The sequence below is a fragment of the Streptomyces sp. NPDC026062 genome (genome assembly GCF_055568375.1).
In genome coordinates, this window is record NZ_JBVHOQ010000064.1 from 1 (window position 1) to 20038 (window position 20038).

At 70.4% G+C, this 20038-nt stretch carries 18 protein-coding genes; 1 reads left to right on the plus strand and 17 read right to left on the minus strand.

The genetic code is table 11. The features are described 5' to 3' along the window. Nucleotides 1-91: 91 nt before the first annotated feature. The 16 genes from ACZ4LX_RS35255 to ACZ4LX_RS35330 form a co-directional block, all read right to left on the minus strand. Nucleotides 92-1822 carry a dipeptide ABC transporter ATP-binding protein gene (locus tag ACZ4LX_RS35255; RefSeq protein WP_467651114.1) on the minus strand — a complete coding sequence of 577 codons (1731 nt, stop codon included), beginning with the start codon at nucleotides 1820-1822 and terminating at the stop codon, nucleotides 92-94. A 5-nt stretch (nucleotides 1823-1827) separates the two neighbouring features. Beyond that, nucleotides 1828-2592, minus strand: a complete 765-nt coding sequence (locus ACZ4LX_RS35260) for an ABC transporter permease (protein ID WP_467651111.1) — start codon at nucleotides 2590-2592, stop codon at nucleotides 1828-1830. A gap of 160 nt (nucleotides 2593-2752) precedes the next feature. After that, nucleotides 2753-3712 (minus strand): ABC transporter permease, encoded by a 960-nt coding sequence (locus ACZ4LX_RS35265; RefSeq protein WP_467651110.1) that lies wholly within the window; start codon nucleotides 3710-3712, stop codon nucleotides 2753-2755. A 14-nt stretch (nucleotides 3713-3726) separates the two neighbouring features. After that, nucleotides 3727-5331 (minus strand): ABC transporter substrate-binding protein, encoded by a 1605-nt coding sequence (locus ACZ4LX_RS35270; protein ID WP_467651109.1) that lies wholly within the window; start codon nucleotides 5329-5331, stop codon nucleotides 3727-3729. 101 nt (nucleotides 5332-5432) lie between these two features. Further along, complete coding sequence (locus ACZ4LX_RS35275) at nucleotides 5433-6347, minus strand: LLM class flavin-dependent oxidoreductase (protein ID WP_467651108.1); 915 nt, start codon at nucleotides 6345-6347, stop codon at nucleotides 5433-5435. 269 nt (nucleotides 6348-6616) lie between these two features. After that, entirely contained in the window at nucleotides 6617-7600 is a 984-nt protein-coding gene (locus ACZ4LX_RS35280) for a methyltransferase (protein WP_467651107.1), read from the minus strand. 225 nt (nucleotides 7601-7825) lie between these two features. Next, entirely contained in the window at nucleotides 7826-8284 is a 459-nt protein-coding gene (locus ACZ4LX_RS35285) for a nuclear transport factor 2 family protein (RefSeq protein WP_467651106.1), read from the minus strand. Between the two features lie 33 nt (nucleotides 8285-8317). Further along, nucleotides 8318-9847, minus strand: a complete 1530-nt coding sequence (locus ACZ4LX_RS35290) for an FAD-dependent monooxygenase (protein ID WP_467651105.1) — start codon at nucleotides 9845-9847, stop codon at nucleotides 8318-8320. A gap of 5 nt (nucleotides 9848-9852) precedes the next feature. Continuing rightward, on the minus strand, nucleotides 9853-10533 hold the full coding sequence (locus tag ACZ4LX_RS35295; RefSeq protein ID WP_467651104.1) for an antibiotic biosynthesis monooxygenase: 681 nt from the start codon (nucleotides 10531-10533) through the stop codon (nucleotides 9853-9855). Further along, entirely contained in the window at nucleotides 10524-12122 is a 1599-nt protein-coding gene (locus tag ACZ4LX_RS35300; RefSeq protein WP_467651113.1) for an FAD-dependent monooxygenase, read from the minus strand. The genes ACZ4LX_RS35295 and ACZ4LX_RS35300 overlap by 10 nt, the downstream gene beginning before the upstream one ends. A 1-nt stretch (nucleotide 12123) precedes the next feature. Then, nucleotides 12124-13071 (minus strand): aromatase/cyclase, encoded by a 948-nt coding sequence (locus ACZ4LX_RS35305; RefSeq protein WP_467651103.1) that lies wholly within the window; start codon nucleotides 13069-13071, stop codon nucleotides 12124-12126. Between the two features lie 80 nt (nucleotides 13072-13151). Then, nucleotides 13152-13946 carry a 3-oxoacyl-ACP reductase FabG gene (gene fabG, locus ACZ4LX_RS35310; RefSeq protein WP_467651102.1) on the minus strand — a complete coding sequence of 265 codons (795 nt, stop codon included), beginning with the start codon at nucleotides 13944-13946 and terminating at the stop codon, nucleotides 13152-13154. Nucleotides 13947-13962: 16 nt separating this feature from the next. Beyond that, nucleotides 13963-14232: an acyl carrier protein gene (locus ACZ4LX_RS35315; protein WP_467651101.1), complete on the minus strand. Its 270-nt coding sequence runs from the start codon at nucleotides 14230-14232 to the stop codon at nucleotides 13963-13965. Nucleotides 14233-14288: 56 nt separating this feature from the next. Beyond that, a complete protein-coding gene (locus ACZ4LX_RS35320; RefSeq protein WP_467651100.1) occupies nucleotides 14289-15527 on the minus strand; it encodes a ketosynthase chain-length factor in 1239 nt (412 codons plus the stop codon). Then, nucleotides 15524-16795, minus strand: a complete 1272-nt coding sequence (locus tag ACZ4LX_RS35325; protein WP_467651099.1) for a beta-ketoacyl-[acyl-carrier-protein] synthase family protein — start codon at nucleotides 16793-16795, stop codon at nucleotides 15524-15526. The genes ACZ4LX_RS35320 and ACZ4LX_RS35325 overlap by 4 nt, the downstream gene beginning before the upstream one ends. Beyond that, a complete protein-coding gene (locus ACZ4LX_RS35330) occupies nucleotides 16792-17121 on the minus strand; it encodes a TcmI family type II polyketide cyclase (protein ID WP_467651098.1) in 330 nt (109 codons plus the stop codon). The genes ACZ4LX_RS35325 and ACZ4LX_RS35330 overlap by 4 nt, the downstream gene beginning before the upstream one ends. Nucleotides 17122-17555: 434 nt before the next feature. On the opposite strand from ACZ4LX_RS35330, the gene ACZ4LX_RS35335 reads away from it, so the two are divergent. Continuing rightward, the gene (locus tag ACZ4LX_RS35335; protein WP_467651097.1) at nucleotides 17556-19070 is read left to right on the plus strand and encodes an FAD-dependent oxidoreductase; all 1515 of its coding nucleotides are present in this window, start codon (nucleotides 17556-17558) and stop codon (nucleotides 19068-19070) included. A gap of 93 nt (nucleotides 19071-19163) precedes the next feature. On the opposite strand, the gene ACZ4LX_RS35340 is transcribed toward ACZ4LX_RS35335, so the two are convergent. Beyond that, nucleotides 19164-19967 (minus strand): SDR family NAD(P)-dependent oxidoreductase, encoded by an 804-nt coding sequence (locus ACZ4LX_RS35340; protein WP_467651096.1) that lies wholly within the window; start codon nucleotides 19965-19967, stop codon nucleotides 19164-19166. Nucleotides 19968-20038 lie beyond the last annotated feature (71 nt).

Genomic DNA, 20038 nt, shown 5'->3' on the forward strand with positions numbered 1-20038 from the left:
CGACCCGCTACGACAAGACCGCCGAGTCCTACCAGGCAGCCGTCACCCTCGCCTCGCTGCTGATGTGGGCGTGACACTTTGACGACAACTCCTAGCTCCATGGGGATTCCTCCGTTGCGCTGTTGATGCGTCGATCGCCGGGCACGGCGGCCAGCAGTTCCTTGGTGTAGGGGTGGCGCGGCGAACTCAGCAGTTCGTCTGCCGGGCCGCTCTCCACGATGCGGCCGTCGCGCATGACGGCGATCCGGTCGCTGACCTGGGCGACGACCGCCAGGTCGTGGGAGATGAACAGATAGCTCAGGCCGTGCCGCTCCTGGAGGCCGTTGAGCAGTTCCAGGATGCGGGCCTGCACGGTGACGTCGAGTGCGGAGACCGGCTCGTCACAGACCAGGAGTTGAGGCCCGAGGGCGAGCGCGCGGGCGATGGCCACACGCTGGCGCTGCCCACCGGACAGTTCGGCGGCCTTGCGCCGCGCGGTTCTCTCGGGCAGCGCCACGTCGTCCAGGAGACGCCGCACGGTCCCGCCCCACTCCTGCCTGGCGCCGATGCGGTGGTTGCGCAGCGGCTCGGTGAGCAGTTCCTCGACGGTGAAGCGCGGGTTCAGCGAGGCGTAGGGGTTCTGGTAGACGACCTGGATGCGGCGGTGCAGGGCGCGGCGGGCGGCTCCCCGGACCGTGGTGACGTCGGTGCCGTCCAGCAGGACCGTGCCGCTGTCGGCCCGTTCCAGGCCGAGGATCATGCGCGCGGTGGTCGACTTGCCTGAGCCCGACTCGCCGACGAGGCCCAGTGTCTCGCCTCTGTCCAGCTCGAATCCGACGCCGTCGACCGCTGTGCGTGAGCGGCGGCGGGACAGTGCGGCCCCTCTGACGGGGAAGGAGCGGGTCAGTCCGGTCACCCGGAGCAGCGGGATCTTCGTGCCTGCCGCGCCTTCGGGGTCCGATGCCTCGTGCGGCGCGTTCGCCGCCTCCGTTCCCCTGCGGCGCGGTGCGCGCGCGGCAAGGGTGGGCGCGTCGGACAGCAGCGTGCGTGTGTAGGGGTGCTGGGGGTCGGTGAGCACCTGTTCGGCCGGGCCCGCCTCCACTACGCGGGCCTGTGACATCACCACCACATGCTGGGCGCGGTCGGCGACCACCGCGAGGTCGTGAGTGACCAGGAGCATGGCCGTGCCGGTGGTGGTCACCACGTCCTGGAGGTGGTCGAGGATCCGTCGCTGCACCGTGACGTCGAGTGCGGATGTGGGTTCGTCGGCCACCAGCAGTCTCGGCCGGGCGGCGGTGGCGATGGCGATGAGCACGCGTTGCCGCATTCCGCCGGAGAGCTCGTGCGGGTACTGACGGGCCCGCTGTGCCGGGTCCGTCAGCCCGGCCTCGGACAGCAGGTCGACGGCCAGGCTCGCCGCGTCCCGGCGTGTGGCCAGACCGTGGACGCGGAGCACCTCGGCGACTTGGCCGCCGACGGGTTTGACGGGGTCGAGGCAGACCCCCGGATCCTGCGGGATCAGTCCGACGCGTCGCCCGCGCACCTCCCGCCACGCGCGCTCGCCGAGTCCGGTCAGCTCCTCGCCCTGGAGGCGGACGGAGCCGCCCAGGACGGCACCGCCTGTCGGCAGCAGCCCGATCAGCGCGTGGGCCGTACTGCTCTTTCCCGAGCCGGACTCACCCACGACAGCGGTGATCCGGCCCGCTTCGGCCGTCAGGTCGAGACCGTCGACGGCGATATGGGTTCCCTCGGCGGTGCGGTAGCCGATCCGCAGGCCCCGCACGGCAAGCAGCGGGGTGTCGGCCGCTTCGGCCGGCTCCACGGTCCCCGGTGCCGGTTCCACCACGTTCACCGGTTCCTCCCTTCTGCTTCCAGCACCCGCGAGAGGCGGTTGGCGGCGAGCACGACGACGGTCACGGTGAGACTGGGGAGGGTGGTCAGCCACCAGGAGGTGGAGAGGTAGTTGCGTCCCTCGGCGACAAGCGATCCCCACTCGGGGGCCGGTGGCGGCTCCCCGTACCCGAGGAAGCTGAGGCTGGAGATGGCGAGGACCACCAGGCCGAAGTCGAGCGCGGCCAGGGCCAGTACGGGGCCGATCGCCGCGGGAAGGATGTAGCGGGGCAGGATGCGCCACCACCGGGTGCCGCAGAGGATCGCCGCCTCGACGTACGGCGCTGTCCGCACCCGCAGCACTTCGGCGCGCATGACACGGGTGAAGGCGGCCACACTGGTCACGCCGATGGCGATGGCGACCTGTCCGGTCCCGAAGCCGAGCGCGGTGATGATGGTGAGGGACAGGAGCACCGGCGGCACCGACAGCATGACCTCGACGACCCGCATGATGACGGTGTCCGTCCAGTGGCCGAAGAAGCCGGCGGCCAGGCCGAGTACCACTCCGCCTCCCAGTGCGATCAGGATGGCGGTGACGGTGGCGCGCAGGGACAGGGAAGCGCCGTGCACCACGCGCGCGTAGATGTCGCGGCCCAGCTGGTCGGTCCCGAAGAGATGCTCGGCGCCGGGTGGCTCGAACCGCTCCCCCGGTACGCCGGAGAGCGGACTGCGGTCGGTGAACCACTCGGGGACGAGGGCCCAGCCGAGGACCAGCAGAAGCACCAGGACGGACAGTGTGACGCCGGGCGCGCGCAAGGGTGCGCCGAGCAGGCGGCGGATCCGTGCGGGCTCCCCGGTGAGCAGCGGTTCGTCCCTGACCTGCGCGGGTACGGCCTCCGGGGCGGGCTCCGGGCCCGGGGGACGGGTGTCTTCGTCAGGTTCGTCATGCGGTCACCAGTCGTCCCGCGGAACGGATTCTGGGATCGAGCACCGGGTACACCAGGTCGATCAGCAGATTCACCACCGCGAAGGCGAGGGCGGCGACGACCACGACGCCCTGGACGACGGGCAGGTCCTGGGCCGAGACGGCGGACTGGGTGATACGTCCCATGCCGGGGCGGGAGAAGACCGTCTCGACCACGACGGCGCCGCCGATCAGGTACCCGACGAGGAGACCCACCACCGTCACCGCCGGAATGGCCGCGTTGCGCAGCCCGTGCCCGAACAGCAGCCGGGCCCTGCCCGCCCCGGTGGCCCGGACGGTATCGGCGTACGGCTCCTGAAGGGTGGTGTGCAGGCTCTTGCCGAGCACCTGTGCCACCAGTGCGGATCCCGGGATGGCCATGGTGCAGGCGGGAAGGATCACGCTCTGCAGACCGCTGTTCCCGAGCGAGGGGAAGAGGTGCCACTGGAAGGAGAGCAGCTGGATCAGGACGAGTCCCACCCAGAACGAGGGCATCGACACCGCCAAGGACGGCAGGGAGCGCAGTATCTGACGGAGCATCGGGGGTGTGGTGAGGTTGGCGGCCACCCCGGTCAGGGTGCCGATGACCAGCGCGAGCACCAGTGCGAGAGTGCCGATCTGGAGTGTCGGCCAGATCGCCTCGGTGATCATGCGGGAGACGGGCTGTCCGCTCTGGATGGACGTACCGAAGTCACCGCGCACCGCGTCGGCGAGGGCCGATCCGTACTGGGTGATCAGCGGACGGTCGAAGCCGAGTTCCGCCCGTGTCCGCGCGATCTGTCCGGGTGTCAGTCCGGCGAAGCCGCCACGTCCGCTCAGCATGAGGGCCACCGGGTCTCCGGGCAGCAGACGCAGCGCGAAGAAGGTGAGCGTGAACGCGGCCCAGACGACGAACAGCGCGCGCGACGTCCGGGTGACCGCGTACAGGACCGTGTGCACAGGAGTCCCTTTCCTCAGCCGAGCCAGGCGTCGTGCAGGTCGAGCCGGTTGGAGGCATCGAGCCCGAAGCCCCGCACCTTGTCGGACACACCGTGGACCTGGGCGCCCTCGTACAGCGGAACGGTGTCGGCGTGGTCGAGGATCCACTCGACCGCCTCGGTCACGGCGGCCTGGCGGGACTTCGGGTCGGTCGCCAGGGCCTGCCGCTCCAGATAGGTGTCGAGCTTCCCGGCCGGCATATGCCAGAGGTTGTCGCCCTTGCTGTAGAAGATGTTGCGCAGTACGTCTGGATCGGCGCGGGTCACACCGACGGCAGTCAGGTCGAACTGTCCCTTCTGCTGCTGTTCGACGTAGACGGGCGGTGCGACGGGCTTCAGCTTCACATCGACGCCGATCTTGCGGAGCTGCTGCTGGACGGCCTCGTTGGCGGGCGGCATCGGTGCCGGAATCAGCCAGGTGAAGGCGAGCGGCTTGCCGTTCTTGGCGCGGATTCCGCCCTTGCCCGGCTTCCATCCGGCGCTTTCGAGAAGGGACTTGGCGCCGTCGGGGTCGTAGCGGAGGCTGTCCGAGAAATCCTTGTAGTACGGGGTGCCCGACGACAGCACGCTGGTGGCCGGCTTGTAGGAGGAGCTGAAGACGGAGTCCACGAGCTCCTGCCTGTCCACGCCCTTGAGCAGCGCCGCGCGGACCCTTTGGTCGGCGAGTATCCCCTTGTGGTTGAGGGAGAGCGGCGGGACGAGGCCGGGGCCCGGTGCCGACAGGACTCTGAAGCCGTCTCCCTTGAACTGGGCCTCGTCGGTGGGCTGCAGAGCCTTGGCGATCTGGACCTGTCCGGAGGCGAGGGCTCCGGTGCGGGCGCCGCTCTCCGGAATGAAGGAGAACGTCACCTCGTCGAGGTGTGCCGCGCCCTTGTTCGTGGCGATGGCGGAAGGCCAGGCGTAGTCCTTGCGCTTCTTCAGGACGGCTTCCTGGTCGGTGGTGTAGTGGTCCAGGACGTACGGGCCGGAGCCGATGAACGCTCCTCGGCAGCGATCGGCTGCCGAGGCCGTGAAGCTCGCGGGCGACAGAATGCCGAGTCCCGCGGTCGATGTCGCTTGGAGGAACTGGGCGTTGGCCGAGGAGAACGTCACCGTGAGGCGGTGCGCGTCAACGACGGTGGTGCCCTTGTAGCCGATCAGATAGCTGGGGGCGCCGTTCGCCGGCAGCCTCACCAGGTTGTCGACCGTCGTCTTCACCGCCGCCGCGTCCACGGGCTTGCCGTCACTGAAGGTGGCGCCGTCACGCAGGACGAAGGTGAAGGAGCTGCCGTCGGCGCTGGTGGTGAAGGACTTCGCCAGCCAGGGCACGATCTTGCCGGTCTTCGGGTCCTGGGAGGTGAGCCCGTCCACGAGAGAGCGGGAGATGTCCACCGCACCGAACTGCCCGGTCTGCTGCGGGTCCAGGCAGCTCGGGTCCGCCTCACTGCCGACCAGCAGCGTGCCGCCGTCACGTGGTGTGCCGTCGCTGCCGGCACGTGAGCCCGCCCCCTCGCCCGAACAGGCCGCGACGGGCAGGACGACCGCGAGCAGTGCGATCGCCGGGCGGAGCCGAGTACGCGGGCCGGTGGTTCTTGTGGGCATCTGAGGACCTCTCTGAAACGTGCTGTGGTACGGACGTGCGGGCAGGCCGGCGTCCGGAGGGGGACAGCGCCGGGCGGCGCGCGACGAGGCGTTTCCGCAGGTCAGCCCTTGGCGACAGCCTCACGGACGGCGGGCACGATCTCCTCGGCCCAGCGCCTGAGACCGGTCTGTCCCGAGGGGTCGCCGGAGGCGAAGTACACGAACCCGGAGGCGCCGTGTCCGAGTACGGCCTCGGTCAGCTCGGTGATCCACTGGTCGATGGATCCGCCCAGCCACCGGCCCGACGGATCGCGGGGCACGTTGACCGCCGAGTCGGTGATCCGGCCGGGCAGATTGAAGACGGTGACGACATCCGCGGGATCGCGTCCGGCGGCGCGGGCGGCCTCGTCGATCAGGGGCCGCGAGGACCGGTATCGCTCGCTGTGCCAGTCGGCCGCGTTTCCGGGTATCCATCCGTCAGCCGAACGCCCGGTAACGGCCAGGGACTTGGGTCCGACCGAACCCGTCCAGATCGGCGGCGCCGGATGCGGTGCCGGGTCGAGCGCGGCGATCCGGGTGAACTCGCCGTCCAGGGTGACGGGTGCGCCGCCTCCGGAGAGCGCCCTGACCAGGCTGATCGCCTCTTCCAGAGCGCGTACGGCTGTGGGCGGATCGAGCCGGGTGACACCGAAGCGGGCGATGTCGTCCCAGTAGCCGCCCGCGCCGAGACCGAGAACGACCCGGCCTTCCGTGAGTGCGGTCAGCGTCGACAGAGTGCGGGCCAGCAGGGGCACCGGACGGGTCGGCAGATTCGTGACGGTGGTGATGCCGGTGATGTTCCGAGTCCTGCCGAGCAGCAGTGCGAGGGTGGCGTAGGCCTCCAGCCGGTCGCCGTAGTACGGGTGGTCGGAGAGGGCGAAGAAGTCGAGCCCCGCCCGGTCGGCGTACTCGACCCTGCGCACGACCTCCGGCGCTTCGGCGACCGCGGTCCCTGGTCCGAATCCGAACCACAGCTTGTTCTCCGGCTGTTCCGGCATGGCTGATGCCTACTCTTTCGTTGTGCTGGATACGGGAGAGGGCGCCCGGCGCGGGACGCGCATAACTCGGAGGGACCGGCCGGCGCGAAGGAATCCCGTCGGGTCCGTGCCGACGCGAAGAGTCCCTGGCAGGTCCGTGGCGATGCAAAGGAACACCTCCGGCGCGTCCGTGCCGACGCGAAAGAACACCTCCGGCACGGGACGCGGCGGAACCTCGGCAGGTCCGGCCGGCGCGGCAGAGCCCCCGCGCGCCCCGCGCCGGGGCGATGTCAGGCGCGCACAGCCTCGACGACGCTGCAGTGGCCGCCCGGCACGATGCGTGACAGTTTGAGGCCGGAGTCGGCCAGCAGGGTCTCGAACTCGGCGGCGGTGCGCTGCTGCCCGCCGGCCACCACCAGCATGTCGAGGTCCATGAGTGAGACCGAGGGCGAGGGACGGGGCCGGTCCGGCAGGACCGCCTCCACCAGCAGGACATGCCCGCCGTCGGCCAGCGCGTCGCGGGCGTTGACCAGGATGCGCCGCGACTGCTCGTCGTCCCAGTCATGGATGATGTTGGACAGGATCACCGCGTCGGCGCCGGACGGCACGGATTCGAAGAAGTCTCCGGACACCAGCTCCACCCTGTCGTCCACACCCGCGTCACGCAGTGGCTGACCCGCGCCCGCGATGACCTCGGGCCTGTCGTACAGGATGCCGCGAGCACCGGGCGCCGACGCGAGGACGGCGGCCAGCAGAGCTCCGCGTCCGCCGCCGGCGTCCACCACGGTGCCGAACCGGCCGAAGTCGTACGCGGCGACGACAGGGGCGATGATCTGCTGGGACGCCTCGGTCATGGCCCGGTCGAAGACACCGAGCACATCGGGGTGGTCGTGGAAGTAGTCCCAGACGGATGTGCCGAACACCTCGGTGAACGCGGTCCGACCGGTGCGTACGGCGTCGGCGAGGCCGGACCAGGCGTGCCGTTCGGCGGGCAGCCCGGTCCAGATCGCGAAGTTGCGCAGACTGGTGGGGCTGTCGGCGCGCAGTGTGCCGCCCAGTTCGGTCAGCTCGAAGACGGCGCCGTCGTGTTCGGTGAACAGACCGATGTCGGCGCCGGCCCGAAGAAGCCGGTAGAGACTGGGGGCGTGCGAGTCGGTGGCCTCGGCGATCTCGGCGACCGGCCGCGGACCGTCGGCCAGGACGTCGGCTACGCCGAGTTCGGCAGCGGCGCTGACGGCCTGCGCAAGCCATCCGGCGGTGATGATCTGCAACACCTTTACGAGCAGGGGAGGTTCAGTGGAGCCTGGGGGCATGGCGGGGCTTCTTCCTTGGTACCGGAGGTGGTCTGTGAATGCGGACCGGGACGCACCGTCGGGCCCGGTTGAAGTCTCTTGCGGGTCGTTGGACGGTTCAAGGCGCGCCGGTGTCAGGTCTTTGCTCGCTATGTCAGATCTCTGCAGGTTCCGAGGTCAGTGGCCCGGGGCGCCCTGCGGGCCCTGTCACTCGTGCCACACGAGCGCGAAGACGAACCTGTTGATCCGCCAGCCGTCGGCGGTCCGGACCGCATCGGCCTCGTAGTGGCCGCCGATGGTGAAGTGGGTTCCGGGTTCGGCGGCGGCACGTACGTGTACGGCCGTGAGATGGGCCCGGATCCCGGCCCGGTCGCCGTCGAGATCGATGCTGTAGTTGGAGGCGGTGTGATGGGTGCGTTCGAACGTGGTGCGGGCCAGCTTCTGGAACTCGGCAAGGCCCGCTGTCCCCTTGTACTCGCCCATGGGGAAGGTGAGATGGACGTCGTCGGTGAAGACCGAGCCGAACCAGTCGTCACGGTGCCGGTCCCGGTCCAGGTGGAGGACGTACCGGTCGGCCAGAGCGGTGAGTTCGGCCCGGTCCGTGAGATCGCGCAGCTCGGCCCGCAGCGCGGCTACGGTCTCTTCGGTGGTGGTGACAGCGTTCATGCGGGCACTGCCTTTCGGTGGGTGTGGTGGGAACTACGAGGCGGTCCCGGAGGGCGGGCCGAACCAGCGGTGCAGCGCGGCGCCGGGCCCGTCGTCTCCGGGCGCGGACCGCGCCCAGGCGACATAGCCGTCCGGTCGCAGCAACAGGGCGCTCAGGCCGTGCAGTTCGTCGTCCCGGACGTCCAGCGGCTTCGGCGTCGCCGTGGTGACGTGCACCCGGTCGTGCCAGGGCGCGGCGGCTCTGCGTACCTCGGGGTCGTCGGTGAAGTCGAGCAGCACACCACGCGCGGAGTGCTGGAGCCGGGTGGTGCTGGTCTCCCCCTCGGGTCCGACCAGTACCCGGGACGCGACGCGCCGGCCGAGCAGTGGATGGTCACCGCCGAGGTCGTAGCGGATGTCCAGCCCGCTGACGATCCCGGCCAGATGGCGCTTGACGTCGTCGTACTCGATGAGTTCGGCGAACAGGGCGCGCAGCGGGTCCGCCTCACGGCCGCCGAGGAAGACCGTGCCCTGGGCGCGGGTGTTCACCAGCAGTCTGGCGCCCACCGGGTGGCGCTCGTCGTGGTAGGTGTCCAGCAGTGCGCGGGGAGCGGTGCCACGTGAGACGGCGGCAAGTTTCCAGCCGAGGTTGACGGCGTCCAGGATGCCGGTGCTCATCCCCTGGCCGCCGGCCGGCAGGTGGACATGGGCGGCGTCCCCCGCGAGCAGTACCCGGCCACGCCTGTACGCGGTTGCCTGCCTGGTGGCGTCGGTGAAGGAGCTCACCCATCGCGCAGCCGAGCCGGAGATGTCCTCGCCGGTGAGCCGCAGCCACGCGTCCGCCACCTCGGCGAAGGTCACGGGCTCCGCGTCGTCGCGGGGCGGTGCGCCGTCCGGGCAGACGATGATCCGGTCCACCCCTTCGCCCAGCGGGGCCGCCATCACCATGCCGTGCTCCAGCCGTTCGCCGAGCGGACGGGGGCGCAGCGAGCTGCCCATCACATCGGCGAGGTACATCACGCGGGACGCCGGTGTACCGGGGAAGCCGATCCCGGCCGCCACGCGCACCGGGCTGCGGCCGCCGTCCGCGCCCACGAGGTACGCCGCGCGCAGCCGTCGTGAGCCTTCGGGTGTCGCAACGGTGATGTCCACCGAGGAGCTGTCCGGTCCGGCACCCTGGTGCAGCCGGGTGAACTCCCAGCCTCGGTGGACGACCGCGCCGAGTTCGGTCGCCCAGGTCTCCAGGACCGACTCGGTCAGTGACTGCGGGATGTCACGGGCGCCGAAGTGGGCGCCCGGCAGCACGGTGTAGTCGAACCGGACGCCGCCGAAGTGGCCCACGGGGCTGATGCCGGGCGGCTCGCCCTTGCCGAACCTCGGCAGCAGACCCCGTTGGTCGAACGTCTCCATGGCGCGCGCCGTGAAGCCCAGGCCCCTGGACTGCCCGGTCGGCGCCGCCAGCCGTTCCACGACGGTGACGCGGGCGCCGCCCAGGCGCAGTTCGGCGGCGAGTGTCAGCCCGGTCGGCCCGGCGCCGACCACGATGACGTCGGTGTCCTGCCCGGATTCCGTCTCGGGTGCCATGTCCGTCAGTCCTTCGCGGACCGGGAGTGGGTCACCCGGTACGTATTGGCCTGACGGCGGGTGACCAGGGAGCGCGCACGGCTTCTGCCGTCGCGGATGTCGGCGGGCCGCTCCTCCTCGGGCAGGGCGTGGAAGGCGTCGTAGAGTTCCTTGCTCTCCCACTGGGCGTAGTTGACGACGAAGGTGCCGTCGGTTCCCCGGAAGTAGGTGTGCGAGCGGTAGCCGGGCACCGTCGTGATCCACTCGTCGGGCTTGGCAAGTGTGTCCAGGAGCCTCCGCTGGTTACCCGGTTCCGTGTCGAACACGATCAGTACGGTGTAGTCGTCGCGCTCCGGAGAGATCTCGGTGTCCCCGTCGAGCAGGGGGTGGTGCTGGGTGAAGGCGAGTTCGGTCTTCAGCAGGCGTACGGTACGGGCCAGTTTGTGGAACTGTGGCACGGTCTTCTGCTGGAACTTCTGCCCCTCGTAACGCGCTTGGAGATCGGCGGCACTGCGCCACTGGATGTAGTTGACGGTTCCCGGCTCGTCGACGCCCGCGTGCAGCGTCGACGAGATCCAGCCGGGATAGTCGGCGTTGTCGATGATGTCGCGCATCGCGTCGAGCACGTCGTCCTGGAGCGGCGCGGTGTCCGTCTCGAAGAGGTTGAACACGGTCAGATAGCCGTCGTCGGGCGAGATCAGCGGCATGGCGAGGTTCCTTTCGGGTGCGGGATACGGGGTGCGGTGCGCGGCATGAGGCCGGCGGAGTGCGGTGGTGCGGATGCCGGGGCGGCCCGGGGCCGGGCGGGGCCGAACCAGCGGTTGAGTGCCTCCGTCAGCCCCTCCCCCTGCGGACCGGCGGACGGGTCCGCCCATACAACGTGGCCATCGGGCCGTACGAGGGTCCAGCCGGTCTCCTCCTCCGTTCCGGGCTCCGGTGCCGCCCGTGTGGCGACGGGGATGTCGCGGCCTTCCAGGACCGTGCCGGGGTGCTGGTAGCCACCGGGTCCGAGCAGCAGGCCCCGGCCGGAGCGCAGGAGGTCCGTACTGGTCGCTCCACCGGCCGCTGACGCCGCCGCGGAGCCCCCCGGGGCTGAGCCGAGAGGTGTCGGCGGCAGCCTGGCCCCGACAAGCGGGTGTGCGGGGCCTTTGACGTCGTAGCGGATGTCGAGTCCGCCGATCGTCGCGGCGAGACCGGCACGTACGGCTTCGTGGCCGATCAGGTCGGTGATCAGGGAGCGCACCGGCTCCGCCTCCGGGCCTCCGAGGAGCAGCAGCGCCTGCGCCTCGATGGCCGAGAGCACGCGCCGGCCGGCTGTGTGCCGTTCGGTGTGGTAGCTGTCGAGCAGTTCGGGATGTGCGCGACCGGTGACCTCGGCGGCCAGTTTCCACCCCAGGTTGAAGGCGTCCTGAAGGCCCAGATTGAGCGCCTGTCCCCCGATGGGCATCTGCCGGTGCGCCGCGTCCCCCGCGAACAGGACGCGGCCGTGGCGGTACCGCGCGAGCTGGCGTGTCGCGTCACCGAACGCGTTGACCCACACCGGGGTGCCGCCGCTGATGTCCTCACCGGTGACCCGCTTCCACGCCCGCGCGATCTCACCGAAGCCGGGCGCGCCGTCACGGCGCCGCGCAGAGGTGCCGTGCTCGTGCACCATCACCCGGGTCACGCCGTCCGCCCGCCGTGCCGCGATGGCCAGGCCGTCCGGCAGCCGCTCGAACCGCCGGTCGGGCACCTCGATGCCCTCGACGTCGGCGCGCAGCAGTTCGCGTCGCGCCTCGTGGCCGGGAAAGTCCGCCCCGACCAGGTGGCGGACGGTGCTGTCCTCTCCGTCGCAGGCGACGAGATGGCTGCCCCGCACCCGGACGGAACCGCTGTCGCCGGCCGCTTCGGCCTCGACGTACCCGCCCGTCTCGGTGACTGCCCGCACCTCATGGCCACGCAGGATCTCCGCGCCCAGTCCGGCCGCCCGGCGTTCCAGAAGCCGTTCGGTGTCGAACTGCGGCATCTTCCACTGCCCAGGACGGCCGCCGGGCAGGTACAGGTCCAGCGAGATGCCCGCGAAGTGTCCCCGCAGGTCGTTCGGCGGAGCGGGAAGCCCGTCCAGCAACCCCCGGCTGTCGAGGATCTCCATGGTGCGGGCATGCAGGGTCGAGGCGCGCGACTCGGTGGTGGGCGCCTTACGCCGTTCCAGTACGACGACATCCGCGCCGCCGAGCCGCAGCTCCCCGGCGAGCAGCAGCCCGACCGGTCCCGCGCCGACGACGATGACCTGGGTGTCCAGCCGGTCGCCCGGCATGTCAGCCACGCTCTTCGCCGAGACCCTCGGCGTATGCCTTGGCGTGGCCGAGCGTGGCCAGACTGTTGGTGGACAGGGCGGTGCGCACATACGTCCTGGCGTCGTCCTCGGTGGCTCCGGGACCGAGGACGGCGGCGATGTTGCCGGTGTTGAGGGTGACCGTGTGCTGGGAGGAGGCCACAGTGCCGTCCTCGGTCTCCTCGAAGGTCCAGATCCCGGTGTGCAGGGTCAGCAGCGCGGGCAGTGTGACCTGCTTGTAGGCGATGCGGTGGTGGGGGAACGTCACGCGGTACGACTTGGTGGTGTGGGTGGAGCCGTCCTTGGCCCGGGTGTCCATCTCCAGTGACTGGAGGCCGGGGGTGTCCTCGGTGAGGCGTACCGATGCCACGTGCGGCAGGCGCTCGGCCCATCGGCCGGCCTCGTTGACGAAGTCGAAGAGGTCCTTCGCCGCTCCGGTGACGGTGACGCTGTCGGTGAAGGAGAATGTCAGATCCGCGGCGGCGTGGGCCGCTTCCACGTTGGTACGCAGCGCGGCCAGCTCCGACCGGCTGTTGCGGTCCACCGCCTCGTCGATCCAGGCGAGTCCGGCGGGGTCGTCGTCGACGGCGCGGTAGTCGTGCGACAGCCGGATCCGGGACCGCTGTTCGCCGAGCGGTTCGATGGCCCAGGCGCCGCCCATCCCGGCGACGGGCGGAGCGCTGATCTCCTGCCGGAAGGTGATGCGCAGACTGTCCGGATCGAGTGTGCGGCGCGAGGTCCAGTTCTTCGCCTCGTCACCGGCCGTGGCCCAGATCCGGATGCGCTCCTCGTCTCCGTTCCGCTCGACCTGGTCGACATGGATGGTGGGCGGGAAGATCCGGGGCCAGTTCTCCACTTCGGCCAGTAGCCGGTAGACGGCCGATGCGGGTGCGTCGACGGTGATCTCGTGCTCGACCTCACGGGTCGTCATGTCGTCTCTCCTGGCGGGGTCGGGTGGCGGATGGGGTGGGAGTGCGGCGGGGTACGACCGGGGGCGCGGTGGCCACCGGCTCAGAAGTTGCCGAGTCCGCCGCAGACGTTCAGGGCCTGCGCGGTGATGGAGGCGGCCGTGTCCGAGGCCAGATAACCGACCAGGCCGGCCACTTCCTCGGGCGTCGAGTACCGGCCGAGCGGGATCTTCGCCTGGAACTTCTCCAGGATCGCTTCCTCGGTGGTGTCGTACGCGGCGGCATATCCCTGTCTGACCCGCTGGGCCATGGGTGTCTCCACATACCCGGGGCAGACGGCGTTGACGGTGATCCCGGTGGGGGCCAGCTCGTTGCCGAGGGCCTTGGTGAAGCCGACCACGCCGTGCTTGGACGCGGAGTACGGGGCACCGAGCACCACGCCCTGTTTGCCCGCTGTGGAGGCGATGTTGATGATGCGGCCCCGGTCCTTGTGACGCAGTCCGCCCGAGGTGAGGACCTCACGGGTGAGCCGGAACACACTGGTGAGGTTGGTCTCGATGACGTCCTCCCACAGCTCGTCGGGGATGTCGGCGGTGACGCCGCCGCCCGAGCGTCCGGCGTTGTTGACGAGTACGTCGATCGCGCCGAACCGGTCGACGGCGGCGCGGACGAAGGTCCGTACGGCCTCGGCGTCCCGGACATCGAGGACCGATCCGGCCACCTCGAGTCCTTCGGCCGCGAGTTGCTTCACCGTGGCCTCGACGTTCTCCGCGTCGCGGGCGCCGATGAACACGCGGTGTCCCTGGGAGCCGAGCACCCGGGCGACAGCCAGGCCGATTCCGCTGGTGGCCCCGGTGACGAGGGCGACAGGGCAGGCCTCGGTGGTGGTGTCGGTCATGGTGGTCCTGGTCCTCTCAGACGGTCCGGGGGGCGGTCAGGAGTTCGGTGACGACGCCGATGAGGGCGCGTGGCGTCACGGCCTTGGCCACCACGTCGTCGTCGAGGTCGATGCCGTACGCACGCTCGATCCGGCAGCTGGTCTCCAGCAGGGCCAGGGAGTCGTAGCCGAGGGCGTCGAACTCGGTGTCCAGGACGTCTCCGTCGAAGTCGACGCCCTCCTCGGCGCCTGCGGCGTCCAGGAGGATCTGCTTGAGATCGGCGAGGGTGAAAGGTTCGGCAGACAAGGGAACAGCCCTTCCGGTGGGGTGGTGAGCGGCTGTGAAGTGATCGATGGGCACGATCAGCGGCCGGGGCGTGAGGGCGCCGGGGCGCCCAGTACGACGGCTGAGTTGAAGCCGCCGTACCCACGGGCCAGTACCAGTGCGGTGCGCAGCGCGGCATCGCGCGGCCGGTCCACCACGAGGTCGAGGTCGTAGTCGGGTGAGAGGCGTACGTGGACGGCTGCGGGAATCACGCCGTCGCGCAGGGCCAGGAGCGCGGTCGCCAGATCGAGCGGTGCGGCGCCCGAGTAGAGCCTGCCGGTCATCGTCTTGGGCGCGCTGACCGGTACGCCGCGCGGCCCGAACAACGCGATGAGCGCGTCGGCCTCGGCACTGTCCAGCTCCGGGTCGGCTGCCGCGTCGGCGAACACCACGTCAATGCCGTCCGGGTCCACCGCCGCGTCGGCCAGGGCGAGTTCGATGGCCTTGCGCAGCGCCGGAGGACGCCCGGTGCCGGGTTTCGGATCGAAGGTGGAGCCGTATCCAAGGACCTCCCCGTAGCTCTGAGCACCTCGTTCCCTGGCCGCCCCGGCGTCCTCCAGGATCAGGATCGCACCGCCCTCGCCCGGCACATGGCCCTGGGCGTCGCGGTCGAACGGGAGGTAGGCGCGGCCCGGCTCCTCGCTGGTGCTGAGGCGTCCGCTCGCCAACTGCGCGACCCAGCCCCAGGGGCACAGGGAAGCGTCGACGCCTCCCGAGACGACCAGCCGGGTACCCCTCCGGATCAGCCGGCGCGCCTGCGCGACCGCGTCCAGTCCGCCCGCGGAATCGCTGACAACGACCCCGCTGGGTCCCTTCATGCCGTTACGGATCGAGATCTGGCCGCTGTTGACGGCGTAGAACCAGGCGAACGACTGGTAGGCGGAGACGTACTGGCTGCCCTGGCTCCACAGTTTGCGCAGTTCGTTCTGCCCGAACTCGAAGCCGCCGGACGCGCTTGCCGTGACCACACCCATGTCGAACTCCGGCAGCTCGTCGGGGCGTACGCCCGCGTCGGCGAGTGCCCAGTCGGCTGCGGCGAGGGCGATCTTGGTCATCCGGTCGGTCTGCGGGATGAGCCGGCTCGGCAGATGTTCCTCGGCTTCGAACCCGGTGATCTCACCGGCCAGTTTGGCGGGATAGCCCGAGGGGTCGAAGCGGGTGAGCCGGCCGATGGCGCTCCTGCCGTCCCGCGTCGCCCTCCAGTGGTCCCGTGCCCCGAGCCCGTTCGGGGAGGCGACGCCGAGCCCGGTCACCACGACTGGGGTATGCGTGCTCACACCTGCTTCCTTTCCGGGTCTGCCAGCACCATCGCGCTCTGGAAGCCGCCGAAACCACTGCCCACGCTGAGCACCACGTCCGTGAGCTGGTCCCGTGCGTCCAGGGGCACGTAGTCGAGGTCGCACTCGGGGTCGGGTGTGTGGAGGTTGGCCGTCGGAGGGACCACGTCGTACTCCATGGCCAGTACCGAAGCGGCGATCTCGATGGATCCGATGGCGCCCAGCGAGTGACCCACCATGGACTTGATCGAGCTGACCGGTGTCCGGTAGGCGTGCGCGCCCAGGCTCCGCTTGAACGCGGCTGTCTCGTGACGGTCGTTCTGCTTGGTGCCCGAGCCGTGCGCGTTGATGTAGTCGACGGCCTCGCCGGGCAGCCGCGCCTCGTCGAGTGCGACGCGGATCGCCTCTGCCATCTCCACACCGTCCGGACGCAGTCCGGTCATGTGGTAGGCGTTGGAGCGGGTCGCGTAGCCGGCGATCTCGGCGTAGATGTGCGCGCCGCGCCTGCGTGCGCTCTCCAGTTCTTCCAGGACGAACACGGCTGCCCCCTCGCCCAGTACGAATCCGTTGCGCGTTCCGTCGAACGGGCGTGAGGCGTGGGCCGGGTCGTCGTGGCGGGGTGTGGTTGCCTTGATGGCGTCGAAGCAGGCCATGGTGATCGGTGAGATCGGCGCGTCCGACGACCCGGCCACCATGACGTCGGCCGTCCCTTCGCGGATCAGTTCGGCCGCGTAGCCGACCGAGTCGATGCCGGAGGTGCAGCCGGTGGAGACGACGGCGCTGGGGCCTTCGGCGCCGACCGCCCAGGCGACCTCTGCGGCGAAGGAGCTGGGGACGAGATGGCTGTAGAGGTGCGGCGCCGCGTAGGTGTGGTCGACCAGGTCGAGCCGGCCGCCGTCGCTGACCACCCGGTACTCCTGGTCGAGGCCCATCGTGGCGCCGACCGCGCTGCCGACCGTGACGCCGGTCCGGTACGGGTCGAGGTCGCCGAACTCGACACCGCTGTCGGCGACCGCACCACGCGCCGCGACCACGGCGAACTGGGCGGCACGGTCCATGCGGCGTACTTCCTGCGGGGTGAGACCGTGTGCGTACGGGTCGAAGTCGATCTCGGCGGCGACGCGTGAGCGGAAGGGCGTGGGGTCGAAGAAGGTGATGCCGCGGGTCGCCGTACGGCCTTCGCTCAGCAGGTTCCAGAAGTTCTTGGCACCGACACCACCGGGGGCGAGGACTTCCAGGCCGGTGATGACGACGCGGCGGGCACTCACGCCGACGCCTCCCAGGAGTAGAAGCGGGACGCCATCGCGTCGGCCGGGGAGCGCCAGGTCGCGGGGTCGTACGCCTCGATGAACGGCTTCAGGTCGTTGCTGATTCCGACGAACCGGGGGTCGGTCTTCGCCGCCTCGATGAGGGCGCCGCCGTTGTCCTCGTCGAAGTCCTGGAGGTGGAAGTACAGCCCCCGGTACGAGAAGAGCTGGCGCCGCCGTGTACCCATCCGGTGCGGCATCTCGGTGGCGTCGAAGTCGGCGAACAGCCGGGCCACATCCGGGCTTCCGCCCGGTTCCAGCCTGGCGACGATCAAGGTGCTGTGCATGCGTACTCACTCCCAGCATGTAATGTCCATGACATATCGACGACACATCCGGCATCTCGGGAACTCCCAAGTCGCCTCGCCGACCCGCGACTTCAAGGTTCATCGGCTTCGGTTCCACGATCAAGGCAAGCCGCTGTAGGGCTTCGTCAGGAACTCTCCGGGACCCTCACGGAAAGGTCAGACCGGCACCGGACAACGTCAGAGCCGCGCAGGAGTTTGACAGGTTGCGGTCAATTGAGTCGGACGAGCCGCAGGAACGGCCGCGCCGACGACCTCCTGGTGCAGCATGGGCCCGTCCGCCCCGGCGCCCGCCCGGCAGGGCCTCGCCTCGGGTGCGCGTTCCGTCCGGCAGTGCCGACGGCCGGCGGCGGACTCCCGTCCCCATCGCAGGAGTTCCCACCGCGGGGATTCCGACCGCAGGAAGCGAGTTCCGGATGTCCCACACGCATCAGCACCCCGTCGCCGACGAGACCGAGCCGGCGCCCGGCTCCCATGCGGTCGTCGTGGCCGGCGCGGGCCCCACCGGGCTGCTGCTCGCCGGGGACCTCGCAGCGGCCGGAGTGGACGTCGTGGTGGTCGAGAAGCGCCCGGAGGGCATCAGCAATCTGAGCCGCGCCTTTGGTGTGCACGCCAGAACACTTGAGCTTCTCGATGCCCGCGGCCTCGCCGACGAACTCATCACCACCGGCCAGGTGATAGGCGAGCTCTCGCTGTTCGGAGCCGTCTCGTTCGACATCGGTGCGCTTCCCTCCCGTTTCCCCTTCCTCCTGGTGACTCCTCAGTACGAAGTGGAAAGGCTGCTGTTGCGCAGGGCGTTGAAGAACGGCGCGGTCATCCGCTACGGCACCGAGGTCCTGGGTCTGGAACAGGACGACGAGGGCGTCACCGTTTCGGTGCGCACCCCGGGCGGTGACACAACGCTCCGAGCCGGCTATCTGGTCGGCGCGGACGGCGTGCGCAGCGCGGTGCGCGAGGCCCTGGGGCTCCCATTTCCCGGAAAGGTGGTGATCCGGTCGGTGGCGCTCGCCGATGTCAGGTTCACCGAGCAGCCCAGTCTGGTGGTACGGGTGCACGGCACCGGCGACGCCTTCGGCTTCATCGCCCCCTTCGGCGACGGATACTGGCGGGTCGGCGGCTGGGACGCGACCCGCCGGGGCGAACCCGACGACTCACCCGTGGAGTTCGAGGAGCTGCGCGCCATCATCGAGCGGGCGTTCGGCTCCGACTTCGGGATGCATGCCCCGCGCTGGATCTCCCGCTTCCACAGCGACGAGCGCCAGGTGCCCCACTACCGGGTGGGCCGTGCGCTGCTGGCCGGCGACTCCGCCCACCAGCACTCACCGGCCGGCGGGCAGGGAATGAACACGGGCCTCCAGGACGCCGCCAACCTGGGCTGGAAACTGGCCGCGGTCGTCGGCGGACAGGCATCCGACGAGCTGCTGGACACCTATCACAGCGAGCGTCACCCGGTCGGCAGGGCGGTGCTGCGCAGCAGCGGCCTCAACCTGCGGCTGGCCATGGCTCACAGCCCCTGGGAGGTGGCACTGCGCACGGTAAGGAAGCTGGTGGTACGGCATGTGCGGCCGGTGACCCGGCAGGCGGTGGGAGAGATCACCGGGATCGGCTACTCCTATCCCGCGGCGCGCGGGGCGCACGCACTCGTGGGGAAGCGGGCACCTGATCTGGAACTGGACGGCGGCCGGCTCTACGAGGTACTGCGGGAGGGACGGTTCGTCCTGGTCCTGCCCACGGCCGGAGAATCCGGCGACCCCGCCCCCGGCACCTGGGCCGACACCGTCGCGCGGCGGACACGGCTGGTCCTCGCCCGTCGCGCGGGCGCCGGCACCACGCGCGAGGCGGTACTGGTGCGGCCCGACGGCTACTACGCGTGGGCGGGAACCGCGGACGGGCCCTCGATCGAGGCGGGCATCACTCCCTGGGTGGGATGACCGGCCCGTTCGGCGGGCCGTCCCGCCGACGCGCCCGAGCGGCCCCGAAGCAGTCGGTACGGACGGCTTCGGGGCCGCTCGGGCGCGGGCCGCTCAGCGCGGCGGCAGCGGCGAGAGGGTGGGCAGGTGGGCGAGGAAACCACCGTCCACGGACAGCACCTGACCGGTGATGAAGGAGGCGGCCGGGGAGGCGAGAAAGGCCACCAGCTGGCTCACGTCGTCCGGTGTGCCCAGCCGGGGAATGAGGTTCGCGCTCCGGAACATTTCCTGGACCGGTACGGGCATGTCCGCCTCCAGGGCCGGAGTACGCACGAGTCCGGGCGCGACGGCGTTGCACCGTATGCCGTCCGCACCGTACGCGGCGGCCACGAACCGGGTCAGGGCGACCAGCCCGCCCTTGGAGCTGCCGTAGGCGACCATCACCCGGTCCCCCGACAGACCCTGGCCACTGGTGATGTTGATGATCGACCCGCCACCGCGCTCGATCATCACCGGCACGGTGTGCTTGCACAGCAGCATGGGGCCGCGCAGATTCACCGCGAGCACCTGGTCCCACAGCTCGACCGACATCGACACCACGTCCCGGTCCTGCCGGATCGCGGAGGTAAGTGCCGCGTTGTTGTCCAGCACGTCGATGCCGCCGAAGGTGTCCACCGTGAAGTCCACCAGGCTCTCGACGCTGGCCTCCGAGGTGATGTCGACGCCGCGCCCGACCACCGAGAGCCCCTTGGCCGCCAGCTCCGCGGCAGCCGCACGGGCGGGGGCCTCGGCGACATCCGCGAGTACGACATCCGCTCCCGCGGACGCCAGCGCCTCCACAGTGGCGACACCGATTCCTCCCGCACCGCCGGTGACCACAGCCACTTTGCCGGCGAGGGACTGCGTTCCGTTGGCCATCGGGCATCGACCTCTCGTTCGGGACGGGGAGCTGCCCCCGATCCTGTCGGACGTACGTGACGACGGTGCTG

Bases quoted from the DNA above. Each gene is read 5' to 3' on its own strand.
- ACZ4LX_RS35270 (WP_467651109.1), bottom strand. From the start codon at position 5,331: ATGCCCACAAGAACCACCGGCCCGCGTACTCGGCTCCGCCCGGCGATC.
- ACZ4LX_RS35275 (WP_467651108.1), bottom strand. From the start codon at position 6,347: ATGCCGGAACAGCCGGAGAACAAGCTGTGGTTCGGATTCGGACCAGGG.
- ACZ4LX_RS35285 (WP_467651106.1), bottom strand. From the start codon at position 8,284: ATGAACGCTGTCACCACCACCGAAGAGACCGTAGCCGCGCTGCGGGCC.
- ACZ4LX_RS35290 (WP_467651105.1), bottom strand. From the start codon at position 9,847: ATGGCACCCGAGACGGAATCCGGGCAGGACACCGACGTCATCGTGGTC.
- ACZ4LX_RS35295 (WP_467651104.1), bottom strand. From the start codon at position 10,533: ATGCCGCTGATCTCGCCCGACGACGGCTATCTGACCGTGTTCAACCTC.
- ACZ4LX_RS35300 (WP_467651113.1), bottom strand. From the start codon at position 12,122: ATGCCGGGCGACCGGCTGGACACCCAGGTCATCGTCGTCGGCGCGGGA.
- ACZ4LX_RS35305 (WP_467651103.1), bottom strand. From the start codon at position 13,071: ATGACGACCCGTGAGGTCGAGCACGAGATCACCGTCGACGCACCCGCA.
- fabG (WP_467651102.1), bottom strand. From the start codon at position 13,946: ATGACCGACACCACCACCGAGGCCTGCCCTGTCGCCCTCGTCACCGGG.
- ACZ4LX_RS35330 (WP_467651098.1), bottom strand. From the start codon at position 17,121: ATGCACAGCACCTTGATCGTCGCCAGGCTGGAACCGGGCGGAAGCCCG.
- ACZ4LX_RS35335 (WP_467651097.1), top strand. From the start codon at position 17,556: ATGTCCCACACGCATCAGCACCCCGTCGCCGACGAGACCGAGCCGGCG.
- ACZ4LX_RS35340 (WP_467651096.1), bottom strand. From the start codon at position 19,967: ATGGCCAACGGAACGCAGTCCCTCGCCGGCAAAGTGGCTGTGGTCACC.